At 70.3% G+C, this 25,159-nt stretch carries 27 protein-coding genes; 6 read left to right on the forward strand and 21 right to left on the reverse strand.

Annotated features, from left to right (window positions below):
* Positions 1-30: 30 nt before the first annotated feature.
* The 6 genes from BKA14_RS31615 to BKA14_RS31640 all read right to left on the reverse strand — a co-directional run bounded on the left by BKA14_RS31615 (position 31) and on the right by BKA14_RS31640 (position 5,214).
* Positions 31-822 (reverse strand): glycerophosphodiester phosphodiesterase, encoded by a 792-nt coding sequence (locus BKA14_RS31615; RefSeq protein ID WP_184954420.1) that lies wholly within the window; start codon positions 820-822, stop codon positions 31-33.
* A complete protein-coding gene (locus tag BKA14_RS31620) occupies positions 819-1,154 on the reverse strand; it encodes a rhodanese-like domain-containing protein (RefSeq protein WP_184954421.1) in 336 nt (111 codons plus the stop codon). Before BKA14_RS31620 ends, BKA14_RS31615 begins: the two co-directional genes overlap by 4 nt.
* Before the next feature lie 19 nt (positions 1,155-1,173).
* Positions 1,174-2,397 carry an LCP family protein gene (locus BKA14_RS31625; RefSeq protein WP_184954422.1) on the reverse strand — a complete coding sequence of 408 codons (1,224 nt, stop codon included), beginning with the start codon at positions 2,395-2,397 and terminating at the stop codon, positions 1,174-1,176.
* A gap of 131 nt (positions 2,398-2,528) precedes the next feature.
* Positions 2,529-4,202, reverse strand: coding sequence for a monocarboxylic acid transporter (locus tag BKA14_RS31630; RefSeq protein ID WP_184954423.1), 1,674 nt, complete (start codon positions 4,200-4,202; stop codon positions 2,529-2,531).
* Positions 4,202-4,579 (reverse strand): DUF485 domain-containing protein, encoded by a 378-nt coding sequence (locus tag BKA14_RS31635; RefSeq protein WP_184954424.1) that lies wholly within the window; start codon positions 4,577-4,579, stop codon positions 4,202-4,204. Before BKA14_RS31635 ends, BKA14_RS31630 begins: the two co-directional genes overlap by 1 nt.
* Before the next feature lie 128 nt (positions 4,580-4,707).
* Positions 4,708-5,214, reverse strand: a complete 507-nt coding sequence (locus tag BKA14_RS31640) for a flavin reductase family protein (RefSeq protein WP_239093159.1) — start codon at positions 5,212-5,214, stop codon at positions 4,708-4,710.
* Positions 5,215-5,304: 90 nt separating this feature from the next.
* On the opposite strand from BKA14_RS31640, the gene BKA14_RS31645 reads away from it, so the two are divergent.
* Positions 5,305-5,535: a hypothetical protein gene (locus tag BKA14_RS31645; protein WP_239093162.1), complete on the forward strand. Its 231-nt coding sequence runs from the start codon at positions 5,305-5,307 to the stop codon at positions 5,533-5,535.
* Here the strand turns inward: BKA14_RS31645 and BKA14_RS31650 are convergent.
* The 9 genes from BKA14_RS31650 to BKA14_RS31690 all read right to left on the reverse strand — a co-directional run bounded on the left by BKA14_RS31650 (position 5,522) and on the right by BKA14_RS31690 (position 15,539).
* The gene (locus BKA14_RS31650) at positions 5,522-7,060 is read right to left on the reverse strand and encodes an ABC transporter permease (protein WP_221478286.1); all 1,539 of its coding nucleotides are present in this window, start codon (positions 7,058-7,060) and stop codon (positions 5,522-5,524) included. The two genes, BKA14_RS31645 and BKA14_RS31650, sit on opposite strands and share 14 nt — an antisense overlap.
* A gap of 35 nt (positions 7,061-7,095) precedes the next feature.
* Positions 7,096-7,875 (reverse strand): ABC transporter ATP-binding protein, encoded by a 780-nt coding sequence (locus tag BKA14_RS31655; protein WP_184954425.1) that lies wholly within the window; start codon positions 7,873-7,875, stop codon positions 7,096-7,098.
* 42 nt (positions 7,876-7,917) lie between these two features.
* The gene (locus BKA14_RS31660) at positions 7,918-9,540 is read right to left on the reverse strand and encodes a sodium/solute symporter (protein ID WP_221477364.1); all 1,623 of its coding nucleotides are present in this window, start codon (positions 9,538-9,540) and stop codon (positions 7,918-7,920) included.
* Positions 9,540-9,938 (reverse strand): DUF485 domain-containing protein, encoded by a 399-nt coding sequence (locus BKA14_RS31665; protein ID WP_184954427.1) that lies wholly within the window; start codon positions 9,936-9,938, stop codon positions 9,540-9,542. The genes BKA14_RS31660 and BKA14_RS31665 overlap by 1 nt, the downstream gene beginning before the upstream one ends.
* Before the next feature lie 30 nt (positions 9,939-9,968).
* Positions 9,969-11,384, reverse strand: coding sequence for a DUF4153 domain-containing protein (locus BKA14_RS31670; protein WP_239093165.1), 1,416 nt, complete (start codon positions 11,382-11,384; stop codon positions 9,969-9,971).
* A 145-nt stretch (positions 11,385-11,529) separates the two neighbouring features.
* Complete coding sequence (locus BKA14_RS31675; protein ID WP_438861919.1) at positions 11,530-12,606, reverse strand: HAMP domain-containing sensor histidine kinase; 1,077 nt, start codon at positions 12,604-12,606, stop codon at positions 11,530-11,532.
* Entirely contained in the window at positions 12,603-13,289 is a 687-nt protein-coding gene (locus BKA14_RS31680; RefSeq protein WP_184954429.1) for a response regulator transcription factor, read from the reverse strand. The genes BKA14_RS31675 and BKA14_RS31680 overlap by 4 nt, the downstream gene beginning before the upstream one ends.
* A gap of 313 nt (positions 13,290-13,602) precedes the next feature.
* A complete protein-coding gene (locus BKA14_RS31685; RefSeq protein ID WP_184954430.1) occupies positions 13,603-14,346 on the reverse strand; it encodes a LytR/AlgR family response regulator transcription factor in 744 nt (247 codons plus the stop codon).
* Complete coding sequence (locus tag BKA14_RS31690; RefSeq protein ID WP_184954431.1) at positions 14,343-15,539, reverse strand: sensor histidine kinase; 1,197 nt, start codon at positions 15,537-15,539, stop codon at positions 14,343-14,345. The genes BKA14_RS31685 and BKA14_RS31690 overlap by 4 nt, the downstream gene beginning before the upstream one ends.
* 126 nt (positions 15,540-15,665) lie before the next feature.
* Here BKA14_RS31690 and BKA14_RS31695 point away from each other — a divergent pair, with 126 nt between their 5' ends.
* Positions 15,666-16,520, forward strand: coding sequence for a poly(ethylene terephthalate) hydrolase family protein (locus BKA14_RS31695; RefSeq protein ID WP_184954432.1), 855 nt, complete (start codon positions 15,666-15,668; stop codon positions 16,518-16,520).
* On the opposite strand, the gene BKA14_RS31700 is transcribed toward BKA14_RS31695, so the two are convergent.
* Positions 16,517-18,106: a sugar transferase gene (locus BKA14_RS31700; protein ID WP_184954433.1), complete on the reverse strand. Its 1,590-nt coding sequence runs from the start codon at positions 18,104-18,106 to the stop codon at positions 16,517-16,519. The two genes, BKA14_RS31695 and BKA14_RS31700, sit on opposite strands and share 4 nt — an antisense overlap.
* Positions 18,107-18,255: 149 nt before the next feature.
* Positions 18,256-19,116 carry an Fpg/Nei family DNA glycosylase gene (locus tag BKA14_RS31705; RefSeq protein ID WP_184954434.1) on the reverse strand — a complete coding sequence of 287 codons (861 nt, stop codon included), beginning with the start codon at positions 19,114-19,116 and terminating at the stop codon, positions 18,256-18,258.
* A 25-nt stretch (positions 19,117-19,141) separates the two neighbouring features.
* Between BKA14_RS31705 and BKA14_RS31710 the strand changes: the two genes are divergently transcribed.
* Genes BKA14_RS31710 through BKA14_RS45255 form a run of 4 tightly spaced genes read left to right on the forward strand, consistent with a single transcriptional unit; the run spans position 19,142 to position 23,334 of the window.
* Positions 19,142-20,317, forward strand: coding sequence for a glycosyltransferase family 4 protein (locus tag BKA14_RS31710; RefSeq protein ID WP_184954435.1), 1,176 nt, complete (start codon positions 19,142-19,144; stop codon positions 20,315-20,317).
* 31 nt (positions 20,318-20,348) lie between these two features.
* Complete coding sequence (locus BKA14_RS31715) at positions 20,349-21,857, forward strand: arylsulfotransferase family protein (protein WP_239093167.1); 1,509 nt, start codon at positions 20,349-20,351, stop codon at positions 21,855-21,857.
* A gap of 60 nt (positions 21,858-21,917) precedes the next feature.
* A complete protein-coding gene (locus tag BKA14_RS31720; protein WP_184954436.1) occupies positions 21,918-22,751 on the forward strand; it encodes an alpha/beta fold hydrolase in 834 nt (277 codons plus the stop codon).
* Positions 22,744-23,334 carry a TetR/AcrR family transcriptional regulator gene (locus BKA14_RS45255; RefSeq protein ID WP_184954437.1) on the forward strand — a complete coding sequence of 197 codons (591 nt, stop codon included), beginning with the start codon at positions 22,744-22,746 and terminating at the stop codon, positions 23,332-23,334. Before BKA14_RS31720 ends, BKA14_RS45255 begins: the two co-directional genes overlap by 8 nt.
* On the opposite strand, the gene BKA14_RS31730 is transcribed toward BKA14_RS45255, so the two are convergent.
* From BKA14_RS31730 to soxR, 4 genes are all read right to left on the reverse strand, one after another.
* Positions 23,319-23,621, reverse strand: coding sequence for a hypothetical protein (locus tag BKA14_RS31730; protein WP_184954438.1), 303 nt, complete (start codon positions 23,619-23,621; stop codon positions 23,319-23,321). The genes BKA14_RS45255 and BKA14_RS31730 overlap by 16 nt on opposite strands.
* On the reverse strand, positions 23,618-23,851 hold the full coding sequence (locus BKA14_RS31735) for a hypothetical protein (RefSeq protein ID WP_184954439.1): 234 nt from the start codon (positions 23,849-23,851) through the stop codon (positions 23,618-23,620). Before BKA14_RS31735 ends, BKA14_RS31730 begins: the two co-directional genes overlap by 4 nt.
* Positions 23,852-23,935: 84 nt before the next feature.
* Positions 23,936-24,673 carry a VOC family protein gene (locus BKA14_RS31740; protein ID WP_184954440.1) on the reverse strand — a complete coding sequence of 246 codons (738 nt, stop codon included), beginning with the start codon at positions 24,671-24,673 and terminating at the stop codon, positions 23,936-23,938.
* A gap of 8 nt (positions 24,674-24,681) precedes the next feature.
* On the reverse strand, positions 24,682-25,125 hold the full coding sequence (soxR, locus tag BKA14_RS31745; protein ID WP_184954441.1) for a redox-sensitive transcriptional activator SoxR: 444 nt from the start codon (positions 25,123-25,125) through the stop codon (positions 24,682-24,684).
* Positions 25,126-25,159 lie beyond the last annotated feature (34 nt).

Below are 25,159 nucleotides of genomic sequence, written 5' to 3' on the forward strand. Positions count from 1 at the left end.
CGCTTCCCTCGTCGGGGATAGTGACCCACATCACAAGGTGGCGAGGCTGTCGAGCACGAACTTGGGACGATCGGTGATGACCCCGTCCACCCGGTGCTCCAGCACCATGTCGAGATCGGCCTGATCGTTGACGGTCCAGACGTACGTCTGGTGCCCCGCGGCCCGGATGGCCGGGATCAGCCCCGGACGGGACCTGACCAGCGCCGCCCCCGGCCCCGCGATCCGCGCGCCGAAGGGCAGGCGGCCCCGGCCGATCCCGGGCGGCAGGATCTCCAGCAGATAGACCGTCGGCAGACCCGGCGCCTGGGCCCGCACCCGCCGCAGGGCCAGGGCGGCGAACGACATCACGGTCACCTGCACGGGATCGTCCGGTTTCGGCTCGTCCAGGCCGTAGCGGCGCAGGAGCTTGACCAGCCGGCGTTCGACCTCGGCTCCGTACCGTGACGGATGTTTGGTCTCGATGAGCAACCGCACCGGCCGGCCGCTGTCACGCACCGCGGCCAGCAGCCGGTCCAGTGTCAGCAGGCGGGAGAACTCGGGCAGCGGCTCCTCGTCGACCGGATAGCCCGGATGCCAGGAGCCGAAGTCCAGCGAGTCGAGCTCGGCCAGCGTCTTGGCACTCACCCGGCCCCGGCCGTTGCTGGTGCGGCCGAGCCGGCCGTCGTGTACGCAGACGAGGTGGCCGTCGCGGGTGAGCCGGACGTCGCACTCCAGCCCGTCCACGCCCTCGTCGAGGGCGCGCATGTAGGCCGCGAGCGTGTGCTCCGGCAGGGCGTCGGCGCCTCCGCGGTGCGCGAAGACGAGCGGGCGGTAGTCGCTCACAGAACTTGTGCTTGCTGCCCGTTCTCGCTGACGACCTCGCGGCCGGCGAACGCCCAGGACTGCATGCCGCCGTCCAGGTTGCGCACGTTGTCCCAGCCGTTGCCCATCAGATAGGAGACGACCTGGCCGGAGCGGCCGCCGGAACGACAGACGACCACCACCTCCCGATCGGTCGGGACCTCGGCCATGCGGGCCGGGATCTCCATCATCGGCAGGTGGTGGGCGCCGGGGGCGTGCCCCGCCGTCCACTCGTCGGGCTCTCGCACGTCGAGCAGGTAGGCGTCGTCGCCGACCTCGGCGGGGGTCACGCTTGGTACTTGTGGTCCGAACACGACCCCAAGCGTACGGGGGTCAGTTGCTCCCCGCGGCGCCTGACCCCTTCTTGAGGTTGGCCGCCATCCACGTGTCCATCTCGTCGGCCGCGACCGCCTTGAAGAGGGCCAGCGCCTTCTCCTTGTCGGAGACCACCACGGACTGGCCGTCGATCGTGTCGCTGCCCTTGTTGGGGCTGGTGATGAACGTCAAATTGTTGCCGCGGATGCTGCGCATCTCGGTCGCCATGTCGGTCAGCGAGAAGTCGTTGTCGACCGTGACCGCCGCGGTGACCGCCTTGAGGAAGGAGTTGAGCTTGGCCGGGTTGCTGATCGTGCCGCTGCTCGCCGCCTTGTCCATGACCGCCTTGAGGAAGTCCTGCTGGTGCTGCATGCGGGCGAAGTCGCCGCGGGCGAACTGCTTGCGCTGACGCACCCAGTCGAGGGCCTGCTCGCCGTTCATGTGCATGGTGCCCTTCTTGAACACCCGGTACGGCTTGTGGATCGAGGTGACGGTCTGCTCGACCTTGAGGTCGACCCCGCCCAGCGCGTCGGTGACCTCCTTGAAGCCGCCGAAGTCGATCGCCATGACGTGGTCGATCTTCACGTCGGTCAGGCACTCGACCGTGTGCACGGCGCGGGGCAGGCCACCGAAGGCGAAGGCCGCATTGATCTTGGCCCGGCTGCCGTCGCCGCACTCGGCGTCGTTGCTCTTGGGGATGACCACCCACAGGTCGCGCGGGATCGAGATGAGCTGCGCGGATTTGTGGTCCTCGGGGATGTGCATGAGGATCAGCGTGTCCGCGCGCCACTTGCCGGCGCCGTCGTCCTTCGAGTCGGGGTCGCGGGAGTCGCTGCCCACGAGCAGCATGTTCTGTGCGCCCTCGATGGCCTTGGCCGGGCGGTCGGTGGTGAGGCCGGTGAAGGCGTCAGTGCGCTTGAGGTCCTTGTCGAGGCCCGAGGCGTACCCGTAGAGCGAGATGCCCGCGATGACGGCGATGATCAGGACGACCAGGCCGGCCAACAGGGCGATCCGCCCCCACTTGGGCTTGGGCCGGCGGCCCCGGTACGAGGTGCCACGACCGGGGTCACTCGGAGGAGGGGTGCCGCCTCCGCCGCCAGCGCCACGGGGCGGCCAGTTGTCGCGCTGCGGCGACGCGTTGCCACGGTATGCACCCGCAGGGCGGGCGGAGGCCCGGCCCGACGACGGGACAGAGGCTCGACCGGAACCGGAACTCCCGTAAGGGGACGTAGGCGCTGACATGAAACCAGATTACGTACCCCGTGCCCGAACGCCCTGCCATCGAACCGACACGGCACGAAGTCGGGAGAAGGCCCAGCAGCAGAAATGCGGGGCCGGCTGTCGCCGGCCCCGCATACCGAATTAATCCAGACTTAGTGTGCGCCGTGGCCGGTCAGCGACCGGACCTCGAGCTCGGCGTACTTCGCGCTGTCGTCCTCCTTCGAGATCACCGTGCCGATCCAGCCGCACAGGAAGCCGATCGGGATCGAGATGATGCCCGGGTTGGAGAGCGGGAAGAAGTGCCAGTCGCTGTCCGGGAACATGGCGGTCGCCGAGCCGGACACGACAGGCGAGAAGAACACCAGGACCACGGCCGCGATCAGACCGCCGTAGATCGACCACAGCGCGCCCGAGGTGTTGAACCGCTTCCAGAACAGGCTGTAGAGGATCGCCGGCAGGTTGGCCGAGGCGGCCACCGCGAACGCGAGCGCGACCAGGAAGGCCACGTTCAGGCTCTGCGCGAAGATCGACAGCGCGATCGCGACCGCGCCGATGACCAGGGCCGAGATGCGGGCGACCCGCACCTCGTCGCGCTCCGACGCCTGACCACGACGCATGACGTTGGCGTAGAAGTCGTGCGCCACGCTCGACGAGGAGGCCAGGGTCAGACCGGCCACCACGGCGAGGATCGTGGCGAACGCGACCGCCGCGATGATCGCCAGCAGCACCGCGCCGCCCGTCTCGCCGCCGAGGTAGTCGACGCCCAGCACCTGGGCCAGCTGCGGGGCGGCCGTGTTGCCCGCCTTGTCCTGCGCGGTGATGTTCGCGCCGCCCACCAGGGCCGCCGCGCCGAAGCCGAGGGCCAGGGTGAACAGGTAGAACGTGCCGATGATGCCGATTGCCCAGAGCACGCTCTTACGGGCGATCTTGCTGGTCGGCACCGTGTAGAACCGGGTCAGGATGTGCGGCAGACCGGCCGTGCCCAGCACCAGCGCGATGCCCAGCGAGAGCAGGTCCATCTTGCTGTAGAAGGTGGCCGACGCGCTGGCCGACTCCACGCCGTAGCGCAGACCCGGCTCGAGGAAGGCGTCCCCCTTGCCCGACTGCGCGGCGGCGTCACCGAGCAGCTGCGACAGGTTGAACTTGTAGTGCGCGAGCACCAGCAGCGTCATCACCAGGGCGCCGGTCATCAGCATGAACGCCTTGACGATCTGGACGTACGTGGTGCCCTTCATGCCGCCCACGATCACGTAGACGATCATCAGGGCCCCGACCAGGATGATCGTGGCGACCTTGGCCGTGCCCGCGTCCATGCCCAGGAAGGTGGTGTCGGCCTTGATGCCCAGCAGCAGCGACACCAGGGCGCCCGCGCCGACCATCTGCGCGATCAGGTAGAAGATCGACACGACGATGGTGGACGCGCTGGCCGCCGTACGGACCGGGCGTTGCCGCATCCGGAAGGCGAGCACGTCGGCCATCGTGTAGCGGCCCGAGTTGCGCAGGTATTCGGCGACCAGCAGCAGCGCGACGAGCCAGGCGACGAGGAACCCGATGGAGTAGAGGAAGCCGTCGTAGCCGTACAGCGCGATCAGGCCGGCGATGCCGAGGAAGGATGCCGCCGACATGTAGTCGCCGCCGATGGCCATGCCGTTCTGGAAACCGGAGAACTGGCGGCCGCCGGCGTAGAAGTCGGTGGCCGTCTTGGTCTGGCGGCTGGCCCAGATCGTGATGGCCAGCGTGATGGCCACGAAGACCAGGAACAGCGTGATGGTGAGACCGCGGGAGGTGGAGGTGGAGACCTCGGCGGCCAGGAAATGAGGCTCCATCAGTCCTCGCTCTTCTGGTCAGCGGGAGCGGCGGGCGCCGCGGTGCCGTCGCCCGTAGTGAGCTCGGCGTGGATCTTGTCGGCCAGCGGGTCGATCTTGCGGGCCGCGTAGCGCGAGTAGTGCCAGGCGATCAGGAACGTCGTCACGAACTGGAGCAGGCCGAAGATCAGCGCGACGTTGATGTTGCCGACGATCTTGGCGCCCATGAAACCGCGCGCGTACGCGGAGAGCAGGACATAGAGGGCGTACCAGAGGAAGAACGCGACCGTCATCGGGAAGACGAAGCTGCGCACGGCCTTGCGCAGCCGGCCGAATTCCTCGGAATCTTGGACGGCCCGGTACCTCTCGGTGGAGGACGAGGGCACTTCGGTAGTCACCGGGGTTCACCACCTTCGAAGGTGAGGGCGGAACTTTCCGGCAACCTATGAAGAACTCCGGCCGCCCGAGAGCGACCGGTCGGCCCTTGCGCCGAGTGGCGGTCTGACTGCGGTGAGCGGGGCGGCGGTCAACCGCCCAGCGTGCGATATCGACCGCGATAGTGGATCAGCGGCTCGGGCGACGGCCCGGCCTCGACCGTCTCGATCACCGCCTCCACGAGCAACGCCCAGCCCACGGCCCGCGAGGACTCGAGCCGGCAGCCCGCCCAGGTCCGCGTGCCCGCGGGCACCGGACCGAAGTCGGTGTCGATCCAATCGGCCCCGGCGAACAGGCCACCCGGCGCGGGCATCAGCCCGGCGAACCGGTCGGCCAGCTGCCGGTCGGCCGGGGTCAGCGCGACCACGGCGAACCGGCGGCTCTGCTCGGCCGCGTCCCAGAAATCGCTCTCGTCGTCGATCAGGCCCAGCACCCGGCCCGGGTCACCATCGGCGACCAGCGTCGACGACACGGTCAGCCCGGCCGGCCCGGCGGCGGTCCAGAGGGTGACGGGGGCGGCCAGCCGCCCGCGCAACCGCCGCACCGCGGATTTCTCCTCGTCGGGAGTGGCGAAGGGATCGGTGGAATGAATCGTCACGGGCACCATTCTCACTTTGGTTACAGAAGGTGCACATAGCTATCCCTCTTGATTGATCAACAATTATCTTCTGTGCGAAGGAGGTCGCCCGTGCATCAGCAAGTGCAGCTGGACCCCGGCGTGGTGCTGCACATCGGCGGCGAGGCCAGCGTGCAGTTCGACGGCGAGCGTGCGCTGACCTTCCGGCTGATCCGCGTCGACCAGCGCAGCACGTACGACGGGTGGTTGTGGCTCGAGGGCTACGTGCTCGGTCCGACGGGCGTCGCGCTGCAACGACGTCGCATCTTCGTCAAGAAGGACGGCCTGGTCAAGAAGAGATGACGGCGGCCAGCACCTCGGGTGACCGCCGGTCGAGCCACTCGCCGGCCACTCCGGACCCGATGAGGTACGCCGCGGCGCCGAACGCCGCGCCCGCCGGCAGGCCGATCCACAACCACACGTCGCCCAGGACGTAGGACAGGATCTGCAGCGGCACGGTCACGACCAGCGTGCCGATCATGACGCCGAACGTGAGCAGGCCCTTGGCCATCCCGCCCCCCGACGAGACGGCGAACGGGCTGGTCGACTCGGGCAGCGCGTAGGCGGCTCGCACCGACATCGGCAGCACCAGGCCGAGACCGGTGCCGTACGTGGCGATCAGCAGCCCGAGGTCGCCCGCGATCCGCTCCGGCCGTCCCGACACCACGCCCACGACCAGGGCGACCAGCAGCAACAGGGGCAGCACGAAGAGGGCGTGGGCCGTCGCCCGGGAGTGGATCTCGACCCGCCCCGGCACTCCCGCGGTGATGTTGGCCGCGTACGCGCTGCCCTCGTACCCGAACTGGTTGGCCAGCGCGATCGCCGCGATCGCCCCCACGAAGGCCGACACCGGCCCGACGGACCCGCCGCTCAGCGAGAGCGAGAGCGGCAGGAACAGCCCGGCCACACAGAACGTGATCAGCGCGGCCCGGCGCCGGGTCTCGCGCCACCAGTAGCGGGTCTCGCGGGCCACCAGCGCACCGAAGCGGGTGCGCGGCAGGCGCCGGCCGAGCAGCAACCCGGTCGGTGAGGCGATGTCCTCGTCGCGACCGGCGCGGCCCCGGCTCTCGGTGCCGAGCATCGCGTTCTCCAGCGTCATGCTCCACCACCGCAGCAGCCCGGCGATCGTGGCGGCGATGATCAGGAACCGCAGCGGCACGGCCCACAGGCGGCCCTCCACCACGTCCATCCCCACCGCGTACGGTGCGCCCAGCGGGGTCCAGCCCAGCACGTCGGCGAGCACGGCGAACGCGTTCCAGTCGGCCCGTTCGGCCCCGGCCAGGAGCGCGAGCTGCAGCGGCCCGAGCAGCGCGGCCAGCACGGCGAACAGCACCACGGCCAGGTCACGCGACCGGCGCGAGCGCAGGGCGGTGGCGAACGCGCTGGTCACTGCGCGGCTCACGGCGACGCACAGGGCCAGGCCGCCGAGGATGCCGACCAGCTGGACGATCGCCGCCCCGGCCCCGCCCAGGCCGGCCGCGGTGTTCACCATGCCGGCCGTGGCGGCCAGTGTGGACAGCGCGGGCAGGCCGGTCAGCGCGGCCGCGAACAGGCCCGTGATCAGGGTGCGGCGGCGCAGCGGGAACAGCGCGAACCGGGCCGGGTCGAGCGACTCGTCGACGCCGAAGAAGATGAGCGGGAGCAACAGCCAGCCCACGACCAGGGCCGCGCCGCCCAGCTGGAGCAGCAGACCGGCGGCGCGCTCGTCACCCGCCACCCCGGGAATCGCGAAGATCGCATAACCCGCGATCGCGAAGAATCCGGACATGACGACACCGAGGACGAACAGCGCGATCCGGGCCGGGCGTCCGCGCATGCCGTTGAGCATGAGCCGCAGCTTGAGCCGGACGAACGTGCCGGTGCTCACAGCCACGCGAGCTCCGAGCCGGTGCTGACCCGGCCCCCGACGACCTGCACGAAGACCTCCTCCAACGACCGGTCGCCCCGGACCGCGCCGAGCGTGCCGTGCAGGCGCAGCACGCCGTCGGAGAGGATCGCCACGTGCGAGCAGAGCCGCTCGACGACCTCCATCACGTGACTGGAGAAGATCACCGTGCCGCCCCCGGCCACGTACCGCTGGAGGATCTCGCGGATGCGGGCGGCCGAAACCGGATCGACGGCCTCGAACGGCTCGTCCAGCACGAGCAGGCGTGGCGCGTGCAGCAGCGCGCAGGCCAACCCGATCTTTTTGCGCATGCCGGCCGAGTAGTCGACGACCAGGGTGCGGTTGCCGGTGCCGAGCTCGAGCACGTCGAGCAGCTCACGGGCCCGCTGGTCGACGGTCGCGGCGTCCATGCCGCGCAGCAGGCCGTGATAGGCCAGCAGCTCCGGGCCGGTGAGCCGGTCGAAAAGGCGCAGGCCGTCGGGAAGCACCCCGAGGCGGGCCTTGGCCGCGGCCGGGTCGGCCCACACGTCCGATCCGAGCAGCACGGCCTGACCGGCATCGGGCCGCAGCAGGCCCACGGCCATCGACAGCGTGGTGGTCTTGCCCGCGCCGTTGGGCCCGAGCAACCCGTAGAAGGAACCCGCGGGCACCTCGAGAGTGACGTCGGAGACCGCCAGCTTGGTGTCGAACCGCTTGACCAGCCCGCGGAGCGACATCGCCGCGGGCTGATCCCCCGTACGTGGAACCGGCACCGTCATGGGTGCAACCTATCGGCTGCGCGCGGCCCTTGACCAGCGCAATCAAACCCGCAGCGACTCCGGCGCATGCAGCCGCAGCATGGTCGCGCCGACGTCGCGGGGAACCCGGCGGCTGGTCAGCAACGACCCGCCGATCATGACGACGAACGCGAGCGGGACGGTCCACGCGGCGGGCTGACCCACGGCGTCGGCCGGCCAGCCGTCCAGCGGCGGGCCCAGCACGGTGATCAGGACGGCCGCCATCGACGCGCCCCCGCCCGCCAGCACCCCGGCCACCGCGCCGACGTCGGTCAGCCGCCGCCACCAGATGCCGAGCACCAGCAGCGGGCAGAAGCTGGAGGCGGCGACCGCGAACGCGAGGCCGACCACGCGCGAGACGTCCATGTTGGAGACGTACAGCGAGAGCAGCACCGGCACCGCGGCGGCGAGCACCGTGGCCAGCCGGAAGTCACGGATCGAACCGCCCCGCCCGGCCCGCAGCACGTCGGTGAAGACCACCCCGGCCACGCTGGTCAGCAGACCCGACGAGGTGGACAGGAAGGCGGCCAGGGCGCCCGCGGTGACCAGGGCGCCGAGCAGCTGGCCGAGATGACCGCCGCCCAGCGCGGCCTCCGGCAGCAGCAGCACCACGGCGTCGGTGCGCCCGGTCATCAGCAGCTGCGGGGTATAGATGCGCCCCAGAACCCCGTACAGGGTGGGAAGGAGATAGAAGGTGCCGACCAGGCCGAGCACCACCAGGGTCGTGCGCCGGGCCGAGGCGCCGTCGGGATTGGTGTAGAACCGGACGAGCACGTGCGGTAACCCCATGGTGCCCAGGAAAGTGGCCAGGATGAGCGAATACGTGGCGAACAGGCTGGCGTCGCCGCCGGGGCGCAGCCAGTCCGGGCCGAAGTTGGCGTCCACACTGCTCACCTCGGGCACCGGGGCGCCGGCGTCATAGCTGAGCTGCTGACCCTTCTCCAGAGCGACGCCGTCGACCAGCGCGTCCTGCTCGAGCACGACGGTGGTGGCCACGGGGAAGGTCGCGCCGGGCCCGGGGGTGACCGCCGGGCGCCCGTCGGACTGCCACTGCAGCGCCAAGAAGATCACCGGGACGGCCAGGGCGGTCAGCTTGAGCCAGTACTGGAAGGCCTGGACGAAGGTGATCGCGCGCATGCCGCCGAGCGCCACGTTCGCGGTCACCACGACCCCGACGAGCAGCGCGCCCCAGGCGTACGAGCCGCCGGTGACCGTGGTGAAGGTGAGCCCCGCCCCCTGCAGCTGCGGCACGAGGTAGAGACAACCGATGAACACCACGAACACGCTGGCCAGACGGCGCAGCAGGGGCGAACCGAGGCGCACCTCGCAGAAATCGGGCAGCGTGAAGGCGCCCGACCGGCGCAGCGGCGCGGCCACGAACAGCAAGAGGGCCAGATAGCCGGCGGCGAAGCCCACCGGATACCAGAGCACATCGACGCCGTAGCGCAGGATCAGCCCGGCCACCCCCAGGAACGAGGCCGCCGAGAGATATTCGCCGCTGATCGCCGCGGCGTTCCAGGCCGGGCTCACCGACCGCGACGCGACCAGGAAATCCGACGTGGTGCGGGCGAAGCGCAGGCCGTAAACGCCGATGCCGACCGTCACCAGCACCACGACGATCAGACCCGGGACCAGGTACGGGTTCATCACTGCTCGGGCCTGCGGATGAGCGCGACGAAGTCCTGCTCGTTGCGTTCCGCCCAGCGCACATAGGCCCAGCCCACGCCGATCAGGAACGGGAACGACAACAGGCCGAGCAGCAGCCAGGGCAGATAGACGCCGAAGACCTTGACCCCGCCCACGCCCGGGGCCACCGCGAACAGCAGCGGCAGGGCGCCCAGGCCGGTCACCACCACCAGCGCGAGCCGCAGCGCGAGCGCCAGCTGGGCCCGCATCAGCCCTTTGACCAGGGCCTCACCGATCGGGGTCTGCTCCGCCAGGTCGGTGCCGGCCCGGTCGGCGGGGCGTCTGCGGGCCGCCGCCTCGCCGAGCACCACACGCGTACGGACGGGTCTCTCCGGTCCGTTGGAGTCGTCGGTGGCCATGCCGGGAGTCTGGCCGCCGAGGGCAGGATGTCAAGGGGTGCAGTCGTACGTGGGGTTGCCGTGAGTGGAGATCAGGACGCGCGCGCGGGCCAGGCCGACGTTCCAGCTGCGCCAGTCGTCCGACATGGTCATGGTGCCGGTGTTCATCCGCCCGAGCACGCAGATGAGCTGCGTGTTGGTCAGCCGGTCGCTGCCGGTCAGCGCGGGCACGGCGTCGGGGGAAAGGTCGCCCAGGTAGCTCAGATCGATCGGGCGGTCGCCGGACGGCCGCAGGTTGCGCTCGGCGATCATGCCGTCCGGGTTCGCCACGGCCAGCCCGATCAGGGCGGCCACACCGGCCGCCACGGCCAACCGGGGCAGCCACGGGGCCCGGATCCGGCGGCCCGCGATCAGCACCAGGAGCAGCACGAACACGAACCACAGCTCGCAGCAGAAGACCAGCAGGCGCAGTCGGGTCAGGCCGTACTCGGCGGTGTAGAGCACGATCCGGTGGATCGCGGTCGCGGCGATCACCAGCGTGAGAGCGGTCAGCGCGCCGAGGATGACCCGGATCAGCAGCCGGTCCGCCGGTTCGGCCCGCGGCGCCCAGCGGGCCGCCCCGGCCAGGACGAGCAGGGTCAGGCCGACCACCCAGCTGAGCTGCCAGAAACCGCTGCGCGCCTCATCGGCGTACTCCTGCACGCCGAAGTCGCCCCGGAACAACGTGACCGCCTGGACCGCGACGAACAACCCGAAGAGGACGGTCAGCAGGCCGAGCGGGACGGCCCACTCCCAGCGGTGCACCTTGCGGCCCTCGGTGCGGTCGAGCCGCGACACGTCGGGCGGGGCGACCCGCAGGAACGCGGCGCCGCCCACGCCCATCGCCGCGAACCCGCCGAGGAAGATCCACCGGAAGATCGTGTCTACGCCCAGGTCGGGGACGAGCCGTTCCAGTGCGGTCGCGAACGTGCTGTCGGCCGAGGCCAGCAGCCCGCCGAACGCGAGGAGCAGGACCACCGAGACCGCGGCGGTGGCGACGATGCGACCGCTTCGGTTGGGGCGGGACAGACCATGGGCGAGCCACGGCATCGCGCGGAAGGCGGCGAGGAACGGAAGCAGGTACGCCACGAAGATGCTGCGCATCGAGCGGCCCGCCACCAGCGTGAGCGCGGTGGTGAGGGTAGCGACGACCACGCACAGCGCGAACAGCCAGCCCGCGGAGCGGAAAGTGCCCACGGCGAGCAGAGCGACAGTGGCCGCGGCCCACCCGGCCTGCTCGGCCCGGAACCGGGGGAGCGGGCGGTCGACGAGCGGCTTCGGGCCTGCGACGACCTTCGCCGGGCCGGCCAGGGACACGGCCACCACCGCGGCGATCGCGGTGATCAACCAGCCGATGCCGGCGCTGTCGAGCGGCAGGCTCAGCGCGGCCACCGCGGCGGCCCCCGCGACCGCCGCGACGGTGAGCATCGAGGCCGGGCGGCCGGGGCCGGACCAATGTCGGCCCCAGGGCGCGCTTGACGGCCACGGGCCGTGAAGAGAAACCGGCTGGACCGGAGTCGCCGTTTTTTGGGCAGGGGGCATCGTCATGACATTCCTCGATTCCGGTTCTGGGTTATTTCCGGATAAGTGGGAGTTCCACATTGATCTGGCAGCCCCGGCGTTCGGGGTCGACCGCGGCGATCGTGCCGTGATGCAGCTGCACCACCCAGCGGGCGATCGCCAGCCCCAGCCCCGTGCCGCCGCCGCCCGGCCGCTCGCCGCGGGTGAACCGCTCGAACACCCGGTCGCGCTCCTCGGGCGGGATGCCCTCACCCTCGTCGGTCACCGCGATCAGCACGTGCTCGTCGTGGCGTTCGGCCCGCACCTGCACGGTGCCGCCGGGCGGGCTGTGCCGGGCCGCGTTGTCGAGCAGATTGGCGAACACCTGATGCAGCCGCTCCCGGTCGCCCGTGACGACGATCTCGGCCGCGGCCACCTCGAAACGGACGTCCCGCCCCGAGCCGGCCGCGTTGACCTCGGCCTCGCGCACCACACCGTCCAGGAAGGACGGCACGTCGATCGGGTGCCGTTTGAGCGGGGCCACCCCCGCGTCGATGCGGGACAGGTCGAGCAGCTCGGTGACCAACCGGCCCAGCCGCTCGGTCTGAGCCAGCGCGGTCTGCATCATCTCGGGCTCGGCCCGGGCCACCCCGTCGACGATGTTCTCGAGCAGACCCTGCAGAGCGGTGATGGGCGTACGCAACTCGTGCGAGACGTTCGCGATCAGCTCGCGCCGCTGCCGGTCGGCCGCGGCCAGGTCGGCCGCCATGTGATTGAACGCGGCGGCCAGCTCACCGACCTCGTCGGCCGCGGTGGCGCGCACCCGGCGGTCGTAGTCACCCTGCGCCATCGCCCGGGCCGCGGCCGTCATCTCGCGCAGCGGCGAGGTCATGCCGCGGGCCAGGAACTGCACGATCGTCACGCCGATGATGGTGGCGGTGACACCCGTCCAGATCGGGAACCAGCCCAGCCACAGGTAGAACCAGATGAGACCGCTGAGACCGCCCGCCAGCAGCACCATGATGATCTTCATCTTGATCGACCGGACCGGGTCGAGCGGGCGCGGCAACCAGCTGAGCGCCCGGGTCACCCGGTTGCGCCACACCAGGCTCGCGGCCGGGGCGTACCGGACGGCGCCGTCGTCACTCACCGCTCGACCTCGAGGGCGTAACCGACCCCGTGCACCGTACGGATCAGGTCCGACCCGAGCTTGCGGCGCAGCCCCTTGATGTGGCTGTCGACCGTACGGGTGCCGGACGCGTCGGCCCAGCCCCACACGTCGGCCAGCAGGCGTTCCCGCGGCAGCACCGTACGGGGGTGGGCGGCCAGATGCACCAGCAGGTCGAACTCGGTCGGGGTCAGATGAGCCTCCACCCCGGAACGCAGCACCCGCCGCTCGGACTGGTTGATCTCCAGGTCGCCGAACCGCAGTGTGGGCGGGCCCTTGGGCTCCGCGGTGGTTTTCTGGGCCCGCCGCAGCAGCGCGTGCACCCGGGCCGCCAGCTCCCGCATCGAGAACGGCTTGACCATGTAGTCGTCGGCGCCCACTGCCAGACCCACCAGCAGGTCGGTCTCGTCGTCGCGGGCGGTCAGCATGAGGATCGGAACCGGCCGCTCGGCCTGCAGCCGCCGGCACACTTCGAGCCCGTCGAAACCGGGCAGCATGACGTCGAGAACCACCACGTCGGGCGGCGTCCGCCGGGCCGCGTCGACCGCGCTCGGCCCGTCCCCGGCCACCTCCACCACGAAGCCCTCGGCCCGCAGCCGCGCCGCAACCGCCTCCGCGATGGTCCGCTCGTCCTCGACGACCAGAACGCGCCGCTCCGTCTCCACGCCCGCACCCCTTCGACCAGGTCAGGTGGCCGGTGGGCCCCCGTGACCCACCGACCGTACGGCGCTGAGCCTATTGATCGCCCGTGCAGACCGGGCGCTGACTTTGTGAACAACCTGTGGAGATCACCGGTTCAGCCTCGCGGGACGTCATCCTCGCCTTCACCGGACCACAGAAGCTCCACACGCCTCGCCATAGGACCACGGTTTCGGGTCGGCCGGGCCGCGTGACGACTGTGCATAACCTCTTCTCCGCGGCGCGGGCCTGTGGATAAGTCTGTGGAAAAGGCGGTGGGGCTGTGGACAACTGTGTGGATTAGCGCGTCCAGTCGTGTTTGGCCGCTCTGATCAGGCGGTCTTTGAGCTCGCGGGTGTGACGGCGGCTGACCGGGAGTTCGATGCCGTCCACGGAGACCACGTAGCCGGAGCCGGTCAGGCGTAGTTCGGCGATCAGGCGGATCTGCACCAGGTATGACCGGTGGATACGCACGAAACCGGCGTCGGCCCAACGTTCGGCCAGGGTGGCCAGGGAGACCCGGACCAGGTGGGACGCGTCCGACGTGTGCAGGCGGGCGTAGTCGCCCTGGGCCTCGACCCAGCGGACCGACGAGCGGGGCAGCATGCGGGTCGTGCCGGCCAGCTCGACGGGGATCGTGGGCTCGTCGACCGGCGGGGCCGGGGCCGGCGCGGGGACGGGGCGCGCACCGGCGACCCGGCGCAGGGATTCGCCCAGGCGTTCGGCTCGTACGGGTTTGCGGACGTAGTCGGTGACGCCCAGGTCGAAGGCGTCCACGGCGCCGTCGTCGTACGCGGTGACGAACACGATGGCCGGGGGCCGGGCGAAACGGCGCAGGATGCGGGCCAGCTCCATGCCGTCCAGGCCGGGCATGCGGATGTCGAGGAAAACCGCGTCGACCTCGGTGTCGCGCAGCACGCGCAGGGCTTCGGTGGCGTCGCCGGCGCGGTGCACGTGGCCGACCCGGCCGTCGGCGTTGAGCAGGTAGGCCAGCTCGTCGAGGGCGGGCGGCTCGTCGTCCACGGCGAGCACGACAAGGCTCATGCGCGGACCCCGGGATGGAACTTCGGCACTCGCATGCTCACCTTCGTACCGGCTCCGAGCGCGGTCTCGACCACCAGGCCGAAATGATCGCCGAAGACCGACCTCAGTCGTTCGTCCACATTTGCCAGGCCCACGTGCTGCCCGTCGTCAGTCTCGGGCATGCCCGCGGCGAACACCGCCGGGTCCATGCCGACTCCGTCGTCCTCCACCGTGATGTGGCATTCGGCGCCGGCATCCTGGGCTTCGATGCTCACCATACCGACGCCCGGTTTTCGGGACAGGCCGTGCCGTACGGCGTTTTCGACCAGCGGCTGCAGGCAGAGGAAGGGCAGGCCGACCGGCAGCACCTCGGGGGCGATCTGCAGCCGGACCTGCAGCCGGTCGCCGAACCGGGCGCGCTCGATCGTGAGGTAGCGGTCGATCGAGCGCAGCTCCTCGGCCAGCGTCGTGAAGTCACCGTGGGCCCGGAACGAGTAGCGCGTGAACTCGGCGAATTCGAGGATCAGTTCGCGGGCGCGCTCGGGGTCCGTACGGACGAAGGAGCCGATCGCGGTGAGCGCGTTGTAGATGAAGTGCGGGCTGATCTGGGCCCGCAGCGCCCGCACCTCGGCTTTGGCCAGGCGTTCGCGTGACGAGTCGAGTTCGGCCAGCGCGAGCTGGGAGCCGGCCCAGCGGGCGGCTTCCAGGGTGGCCTGCACGAGCCCGGGTGCGGGGTGGTCGTCGGCCACGGCCACCAGCGCGGCCGCCGCCCGGCCGTCGGGGCGGCTGGCCAGCGGGGCCACCACGGCGCCGCGCACGACGCAGTCGACCCGGTCGCAGGGCAGGTCGGAGGCGGCCAGCACGATCGAGCGTTGCGAGTCCAGGGCCCGTACGGCGGCCGCGGTGAACTGGTCGCTGTGGTGGCTGCCGCGGCCGTCGAACGCGAGGCAGGTCTGCCCGTCGGTGATCGTCAGCCCGGTCGCGCCGACCAGGGTGCGCAGCGGGCGGGCGGCCTTGGCGGCGGTGCCGGGGCTGAGCCCGGCGCGCAGCGGGTCGGCAGCGAGTGCGGCCGTGTGCAGCACGTCGTAGGTGGCCCGCTGCATGGCGGTGGCGATGCCGCGCCGGGCGCGCAGCCGTACGACGGCCACCACCGCGGCGGCGAGCGCGGCCAGAACGGCCACTACCGCCAGCACACTGCCCACTTGTCCGGCCACGCAGCAGATAGTAGGCGGTCATATCGTATTGGCAGGGTGTCAATTGGGATTACCGGCCGGTAACAGAGCGATCAACACTGTGACGTACATCGATCCCCAGCTCTACCCACACCCAGGGAGAGTTCCATGGTCAAAGCCCGTTTCGCGGCCGCCCTCGCAGCCGTTCTGGTCGCGGTCTCACCGGCCACGCCAGCGCTCGCGGCCAACCCGTACGAGCGTGGTCCCGCCCCCACCACCAGCAGCATCGAGGCGTCCCGGGGCTCCTTCGCGATCGCCCAGACCACCGTCGCCCGGTCCGCGGTCAGCGGCTTCGGCGGCGGCACGATCTACTACCCGACCAGTACCGCTTCGGGCACGTTCGGAGCCGTGGCCATCTCGCCCGGCTTCACCGCCTCACAGTCCAGCGTGTCGTGGCTCGGCCCGCGGCTCGCGTCGCAGGGCTTCGTCGTGATCACCATCGACACGCTCAGCACGCTCGACCAGCCCGCCAGCCGCGGCACCCAGCTGCTGGCCGCGCTCGACTACCTGACCCGTACGAGCAGTGTCCGTACCCGGATCGACGCCACGCGGCTCGGCGTGATGGGGCACTCGATGGGTGGCGGGGGCAGCCTCTCGGCCTCGGTCAGCCGCCCCTCGCTGCAGGCGGCCATCCCGCTCACCCCGTGGCACGGCACCAAGAGCTGGACCAGCGACCGGGTGCCGACCCTGATCATCGGGGCCGAGAACGACACCGTGGCCCCGGTCAGCTCGCACTCCGAGCCGTTCTACACCAGCCTGCCGGCCGCGGCGGACAAGGCGTACTTGGAACTCAACAACGCCTCGCACTCGGCGCCCACCTCGACGAACGTGACGGTCGCGAAGTACAGCATCTCGTGGCTCAAGCGCTTCATCGACGACGACACCCGCTACGACCAGTTCCTGTGCCCCAACCCGTCCGGCTCGACGATCCAGGAGTGGCGCAGCACGTGCCCGTATAGCTAGTAGGCGCCCTTGCGCTTGAGCACCACGAAGATCGTGCGCCAGAGGATGCCGAGGTCGTACGTCAGGGACCAGTTGTCGACGTAATACAGGTCCAGGCGTACGGCCTCGTCCCACGACAGGTCGGAACGGCCCGACACCTGCCACAGGCCGGTGATGCCGGGGCGCACCAGCAACCGCCGCCGCACATCGCCCAGGTAGTCACCGTCGTCGGCCGGCAGCGGGCGCGGGCCGACCAGCGACATCTCGCCCTTCAGCACGTTGATCAGCTGGGGCAGCTCGTCGAGCGAGGTGGCCCGCAGCTTCGCTCCGAACGCGAAGATCCGCGGGTCGTTCTTCATCTTGAAGAGCATGCCGTCGGACTCGTTGAGCTCCTCCAGCGTGCGCTTGCGTTCCTCGGCGTCGACATACATCGTCCGGAACTTCCACACCCGGAACGTGCGGCCCTCGTGGCCGACGCGGGGCTGGCGGAAGAAGACCGGGCCGGGGTCGGAAAGCTTGATGCCGATCGCGATGGCGACCAGGATCGGGCTGATCACCAGCAGGCCGAGACCCGCGGCGACCCGGTCGAGCAGGTTTTTCACCAGCCAGCCGGGGCCCGACAGGGTCGGCTCCTCGACGTGCAGCAGCGGCAGGCCCTCGATCGGGCGGATGTGCACCCGGGGGCCCGCGATGTCGGTCAGCTGCGGCGCGACCACCAGGTCGACGCCGGTGCCCTCGAGCTGCCAGGCCAGCCGGCGCAGCTCACCGGGCTCGGCGCTGGCCGAACCGCAGACCGCGATCGTGTCCGCGCCGACCTCCCGCACCAGCGAGAGCACGTCCCGCGCGGCGTACACGGGGACGGGGGTCTCTATGCCCCGCGCGGCCGCGTAGCCGTCGGTGATGTGAATGGCCACCGGGATCAGACCCGCGGCGGGGCTGCGGGTGACCGCGGTGTAGACCTCGAGAGCCTCGGGCAACGTGCCCACCAGGATCATGCGGTGGGCGCCGTGGCCGGTCTTGCGGCGCGCGAAGTGCAGCACCTGACGGGCGGCGACCCGGCCGACGAGCAGGAACGCCACTGCCATCAGGGAGACCGCGGCGACCGTGCCGCGCGAGAGCGGGGCCTTGGTGGCGAACGCGAGCAGCGACACGCAGGCCACGATGGTGACCGAGGTGCGCACGATCCGCTTGAACTCTTCGCTGCCCAGGCCCAGGTAGCGCCGGTCGTACGTGCCGTTGGCCCAGAGCAGGATCATCCAGCCCAGCGGCAGCACCACGTACGCGAAGAAGATGAACAGCTGTTCGTTGTGCAGGAAGAACAGGCTCTTGCCGGAGAAACCCGAGCGCGACTTCTCGATGTAGGTCGCGGCCAGATGACTGGCCAGGACCACTGCGACGAGGTCGAGGAAGAGCAGCACCAAGGTGTAGGGCCGGTGCCAGCGCGAGAGGCGCTTGTGCTGCCGGTTCCACGCGGAGCGGGGTACGCCGTTGCTCGGTGGCGGCTGCTGCTGCCACTCGAAGCTGTCGTACGACACGGGTTTGCTCCGGCTGCTGTCGGTAACCGGGCGATGCAGGCTAGCGGTCACCTCGCCTACGTCCTCCCGCATCCGGAAAAGATTACGCACCGCGACGAGTTTGCACGCACAACCGCGCCGCGGAAACGTGGGACCGGGCCACTATACCGATGGAACGGGCGGAAAGAAGCTGGCGTTGTGCCCGGTTTATCAACCGTGTACGTAGCGTGACCGATACGCCGCTATCGGATCAACTTGGACAGGCGTCGATCGGCCAGCGGCTTGCCACCGGTCTGACACGTCGCGCAGTACTGCAGGCTTTTGTCGGCGAACGAGACCTCCCGCACGGTGTCCCCACAGACCGGGCACGGCAGACCCGTACGGGCGTGGACGCGCAGGCCGGCCCGCTTCTCGCCCTTGAGCTCGGCCGCCTTCATGCCCACCGAGCGGGCCACGGCGTCGGTCTCGACCTCGCGCATGGCCGCGAACAGGGTGTCGATCTGCTCGTCGGTCAGTTTCCCGGTGAGCGCGAACGGTGACAGCTTGGCCACATGCAGGATTTCGTCGGAGTAGGCATTGCCGATGCCGGCCAGCACCTCCTGATCGACCAGCACGCCCTTGACCTGCCCGTTGCGGCCCTGGAGGCGCTCGGCGAACTCGTCGCGGCTGACGGCCAGCGCGTCCGGGCCGAGCCGGGACACGCCCGGCACCTCGGCCGGATCCCGTACGAGATAGGCGGCCAGCGACTTCTGCGTGCCGGCCTCGGTCAGGTCGAACCCGGAGCCGTCGTCGAGCCGCACCCGGATCGCGATCGGGCCGCTGCCCGGCTTGAGCGGGGCGGGTGACTTGAACGCGTCGCGGTAGTGCAGCCAGCCGGCCCGGGCCAGATGGACGACCAGGTGGAATTCGTCACCCAGGCCCACGTCGAGGAATTTGCCGTGGCGACCGGCCGCGGTGATCGGCAGGCCGGCGATCGCACTGGCCGGCGGGTCGTACGTCTTCAGCGCGCTGAACGAGGACACCTCGAAGCGCTCCACGGTGTGGCCGACCGCGCGCTCGCGCAAGTAGGCCGCGAGCGCCTCGACCTCAGGAAGTTCGGGCACGACCTCAACGGTAGCGTCTCTGGGCGTGAAGGTCGTCGTTGCGCACAACCGGTATCGGGAAGCGATGCCGTCCGGCGAGAACGTCATCGTCGACACCGAGATCGCCCAGCTCCGCGCGGCCGGCGTCGAGGTGCTGCCGTTCCAGCGCAGCTCCGACTCGATCGGCGAGCTGCCCCTGGCCGAGAAGGCGCTGCTGCCGCTGTCCCCGATCTACGGCCGGGCCGCCCAGCGCGACCTGGCTGCGCTGCTCGAAGCCGAGCGCCCGGACGTGCTGCACCTGCACAACCCGTACCCGCTGCTCTCGCCCTGGGTCGTGCGAACGGCCCACGCGCGGGGCGTGCCGGTGATCCAGACGGTGCACAACTACCGCCAGGTCTGCTCGTCCGGCCTCTACTTCCGCGACGGGCACAACTGTCAGGACTGCCGGGGCAAACTCGTCGGCTGGCCCGCGGTCAAGCACCGCTGTTACCGCGGCTCGGCGGCGCAGAGCGCGCTGATGGCCACCACGCTGGCCGTGCACCGCCCGACCTGGCGCTCGGTCGACCGGTTCATCGCGCTGACCGACCGGATCGCCGCCCACCTGCGCGACTACGGCATCCCGGACGAGCACATCGTGGTCAAGCCGAACGCGTTGCCCGACCCGGGCGAGCCCACGGTGCTCGGCGAGGGCTTCCTCTACGGGGCCCGGCTGTCCCCCGAGAAGGGCCTGGGTGTGCTGCTGGAGGCCTGGCGGCAGCACCCGGACGGCTCGCTGGGCACGCTGCGGATCGCCGGTGACGGCGAGTTGCGCCCCCTGGCCGAGCAGGCCGCCGCCGAGCGCACGGACGTGGTCTACCTGGGCCTGCTCGACCGTGACGGCATCCGCGCGGCGCGCGACCAGGCGGCCGTCGTAGTGGCCACCCCGACCTGGAACGACACCCTGCCCACGGTGATCCTGGAGGCGCTGGCGGCGGGCCGGCCGGTGCTCGGCACCGATGTGGGGGGCATTCCGTACCTGGTGGGAGACGAGGCCGGGTGGGTGGTGCCGCCACGGGCCGATGCGCTGGCGGCCGCCCTTCCGATCGCCCGCGATCAGGCGCGGGCGGTGGCACCGGCGGCTCGGGCCCGCTACTTGCGCGACTTCCATCCGGACGTGCTGACCGGCCGGTTGATCGACATCTACACCGGTCTCACAGCAAACTCTGATCACTTGCGCGGGTAGATCTTGCGTTCATCCGGGAACGCTCGCCAACGTGAGCATCTCCCGGAGAAATGTCCTGCTCGGCGTGGGTGGCGCGGCGGTCGCCGGTGTCGGCGGTTATGCGCTCGGACGCTTACCGGATCGCGACACCGCTCGGGACGAGCCGGTCGCCGCTCCCGCCGCCGACCCGAAATACCGTTCCCGGCCCGACCTGCGGACCCTGCCCGACGTCACGATCACGACGGCGGCCAACGGCACGGTCGCGGGCTCGATCTTCCTGACCCCCGCCTCGGGCACGGGCCTGTGGGGGCCGCTCGTCGTCGACGAGAAGGGCTCGCCGGTCTGGTTCAAGAAGGTGCCCGACCCGGCCACGGTCGCGATCGACCTCAAGGTCCAGCGGTACCGCAACCAACCGGTGCTGACCTGGTGGGAAGGCACCATCGGGGGCACCGGCGGGCAGGGTGTGGGCCAGGGGGAGTTCGTCCTCGCCGACCGGTCCTACCGCGAGATCACCCGGGTTCGCGCGGCCGGCACCGAACAGGCCGACCAGCACGACATGGTGATCACGCCGCAGAACACCGCGCTCTTCTGGGTCTACGACCCCATCCCGTACGACCTCAGCGCGCTCGGCGGTCCCGCTGACGGCGTGTTGCACGACGGTGTGATCCAGGAGATCGACATCGCGACCGGCAAGAAGATCTTCGAGTGGCGGGCGAGCGACCATGTGGGGCTCGACGAGTCGTACGCTCCGCGCCCGGTCGGGGAGTCGGAGCATCTCCCGTACGACTACTTCCACGCGAACTCGGTCGGCCTGGCCGCGGACGGCGCCATCATCATCTCGGCCCGGCACACGTGGACCGTCTACAAGATCGATCGCCGCAGCGGCAAGGTGGTGTGGCGGCTGGGCGGCAAGAAGTCGGACTTCGAGGTCGACGAGCGGACGAAATTCTCCTGGCAGCACGACTTCCGGCAGCGCCGCGACGGGTCGTACGGGCTCTTCGACAACGGCGCCGGGGTGACCAAGGAGAAGGAGTACTCCCGCGGCGTCGTGTTCAAGGTGGACGAAGCCTCGCGAAAGACCACGTTCGTGGCCGAGTTCCTGCACCCCGACCGGTTGTCCGCGCCCACGCAGGGCAGCTTCCGCGAGCTGGCCGACGGCGGCTCGTTCGTCGGCTGGGGCCAGATGCCGCACTTCACCGAGCACAACGCGGACGGGACCGTGCGGCTGGCCGGGCACCTGCCGCTCGACAACCAGTCCTATCGCGCGTACAAGGCCGAGTGGACCGGCACGCCACCCGACCAGCCCGCCCTGGGGCTGCACGTCGACGGCGGCAACGTGATCGTCTCGGCCAGCTGGAACGGCGCCACCAGGGTGTCGCGCTGGCGGGCGCGGTGGGGCACGCAGCCCGGCGCCCTGTCCGGAGGCGAGGTCGAGCAGGCCCGGACCGGTTTCGAGACGACCCTGACGGTGCCGGGAACGCCGGAATACGTGGTGGCCGAGGCGCTGGACGCCGACGGGAAAGTGCTGGGCGTCTCATCGGCGATCCCGGTGCGGGTTTGACAACCCTGGCTAACGACATTAGCTTTTAGCTAACGGAATTAGCCAAGCCAAGGAGTTGTCATGACCGAGTTCCTGGCCGTCGACGGCGGCACCATCGCGTACGAAGTGACCGGCGCGGGTCCCCTGGTCGTCCTGGCCCACGGCATGGGCGACAGCCGCGAGTCCTACCGGTTCGTCGTGCCGCAGCTGGTCGCCGCGGGCTACCGAGTCGCCAACGTCGACCTGCGGGGCGCCGGCGAGTCCAGCGCCGTCTGGCCTTCCTACAGCCGTACGGACATCGCCGGCGACCTCCTCGCGGTGGTGCGCCACCTCGGCGGCCCGGCCGTGCTGGTCGGCCAGTCCATCTCGGGCGGCGCCGTCACGGTCGCCGCCGCCCAGGCCCCCGACCTGGTCGAAGGGATCGTGCAGATCGCCCCGTTCACCCGCAAACAAGCCATCAAACTGGGCGACCTGCGGGTGAAGTCGTACCGCACCGGCATGACGCGGCTGCTGCTGATGGCCATGCTGGGCAGCGTGAAGTGGTGGCACAAATACCTCGACATGGCCTTCCCCAACCGCAAGCCGGCCGACTGGTCCGCCCAGCTGCAACGCAACGCGGCCATGCTGGCCGAGCCGGGCCGGATGAAGGCGCTGCAGAAGATGGGCCAGACGCCGGCCACCGACGCCGGTGCGCAGCTCGGCAACGTCCGCTGCCCCGTGCTGGTCGTCGAAGGCTCGCTCGACCCCGACTGGGCCTCCCCCCGCGCCGAAGGCGAGGCGATCGTGGCCGAGCTGCCGGCCGGGCTGGGCGAACTCGAGGTGATCGAAGGGGCCGGGCACTACCCGCACACGCAGTACCCGGACGAGACCGTCGCGGTGCTGCTGCCCTTCCTCAAGGCGTACGCCCGTGCCTAGGGCCGGCCTCGACCCCGCGGCGGTGACCCGGGCCGCCGCCGCCCTGGCCGACGAGGTGGGTCTGCACAACGTGACCATGGGAGAGCTGGCCTCGCGCCTGGGAGTGCGGGCGCCGTCGCTCTACAAACACATCGACTCGCAGGCCGACCTCAACCGGCGGATCGCCCTGCTGGTCACCGACGAACTGGGCGACGCCCTACGGACGGCCCTGCAGGGCAAAGCCGGACGGGACGCGTTGGCCGCGGCGGCCCGCACGATGCGCGACTACATCATCAAGCACCCCGGCCGCTACGCGGCGACAGTGCGACTGGGGGCCACCGGGCCGGACGACCCGCTCGCCGTGGCCGGCGCCCGGGTCCTCGAATCCCTCGCGGCGGTCTTGTCCGGCTACAATATCAACCCGGCCGACACGGTGCACGCTTTGCGGTTGCTGCGCAGCCTCTTCCACGGCTTCGCCACGATCGAAGCCCAGGGCGGCTTCGAGATGGACACCGACGTCGACGAAAGCTTCGACTGGCTGATCGATTTCATCGACCGGGGCCTGACGCTCAAAGCCGACGAAGCCCCTCAAAGCCCCAGGTAGTTGCGCAACGCGTCGTCAAGGCGCGACAGCGTGGTGCGGGACAGTCGACCCACACGCGCGCCGACATTACCGGGAACGACCGGGCGAAGCCTGGTGGCATCGATGGTGCCGCGAACAGGATCGGCCGGTGCCATGGCGACGAGGGAAGGCGACGGCGGCGTTGGCGTGTCGGCACCCAACACAACTACGAATGTGGCGCGGCGTGGGTTGTAAGGCGCTGAGGACACAATCGCGATTCGGGCGCGTGCGTTGCCGATCGTGTACTCGTAGACGTCTCCACGAATCACTCGGCATCGACGCCGTGGAGGTCAATGGCATCAAGCGCGGCTAGCACTGCCTGATCCTCCGACGGCAGCGACGCCTGCCATTCGGCGATGACATCGACGTCTCCGCGTGCCGCCTCATGACGAATTGCCCGATCCAGCCATCGGCCGACGTCGAGCCCCTCGGCCTCGGCGCGGGAACGAGCCAAGGGGATACTGTCCTCGTCGAGCGTGAGCGACGTCTTCGTTCGCATACCGCCGACCATACCGCTCAACATGCCGCCGCGATATAGGTGAGTAGCCCTTCAGCGCGTCTCGAGGTGCGAACGATCCGACCGTCAGCGGGGTGTCAGCAGGCAGAACTCGTTGCCCTCAGGGTCGGCCAGCACGCGCCACGGGATCTCGGGATCGCCCAGGTCGATCGGGGTCGCGCCGAGGGATTGCAGGCGGGAGATTTCGGCTTCGAAGTTGTCGTCCTGGTACGGGCGCAGGTCCAGGTGCACGCGGTTCCACACGGTCTTCGGCGTCGGCGTGCGGACGAACTCGAGGTAAGGCCCGACCCCCTGGGACGAGCGCATGGAGGCCCCCTCGTCGGTCACTGTGTGCACTTGCCAGTCGATGGCCTGGGCCCACCAGCCGGCCATGGCCCGCGGGTCGGCGCAGTCGACGACGATCGCGGCGATCGGACCGGTGTCCTGGTAGACGGTCCGCGGCTCCAGCACGCAGAACTCGTTGCCGTCGGGGTCGGCCAGGACGACCCAGGGCACGTTCTTCTGGCCCACGTCGGCCGGCTTCGCGCCTAGTTCCTGCAGGCGTGCAACCAGTGCGGCCTGGTGTTCGAGCGAGGTCGTGGCCAGGTCGATGTGCACGCGGTTCTTGACCGTCTTGGGTTCCGGCGCGGTGACGATGTCGATGAACAGGGCGTGCGGGTCGGGGTAGGGCAGGCCCGGCGGTTCGAGGTTGGTCACACCGGGGGCTTCGTGGTCGATGCCCCAGCCGAGGACCTGCGACCAGAACCGGCCCAGCGCCGCGTCGTCGTGGGCCTTCATGTTGATCTGCACCAGCCGGGTTGCCATGGCTCGATCTAAGCAGGTCGGAGCAGCACCCGCGGGCCGGTGCCGTCGGCGGCCAGGGTGTCGTCGGGGTTGATGAGTTTGCAGCGGTGCAGGGAGAGGCAGCCGCAGCCGATGCAGCCGGTGAGGTCGTCGCGTAGGCGCTGCATGAGCAGGATTTTCTCGTCGAGGCGGTGCCGCCAGCGGTCGGACAGGTGGGCCCAGTCGGCGCGGGTGGGTGTCCGGTTCTCGGGCAGTTCGGCCAGGGCCGCGCGGATCTCGTCGAGGGAGACGCCGACCTGTTGGGCGATCCTGATGAAGGCGACCCGCCGCAGCTCGGAGCGTTCGTAGCGGCGCTGGTTGCCGGTGGTGCGGGTGGAGCGGATCAGGCCTTCGCGCTCGTAGTAGCGCAGGGCCGACGGCGCCACACCGCTGCGGGCCGCGAAGTCACCGATCGTCAGCGTCTCCATCGCCATCCTTGAGCTGAAGTGAACTTCAAGTTGCACTCTA

It is taken from the genome of Paractinoplanes abujensis, assembly GCF_014204895.1.
Lineage (GTDB): Bacteria > Actinomycetota > Actinomycetes > Mycobacteriales > Micromonosporaceae > Actinoplanes > Actinoplanes abujensis.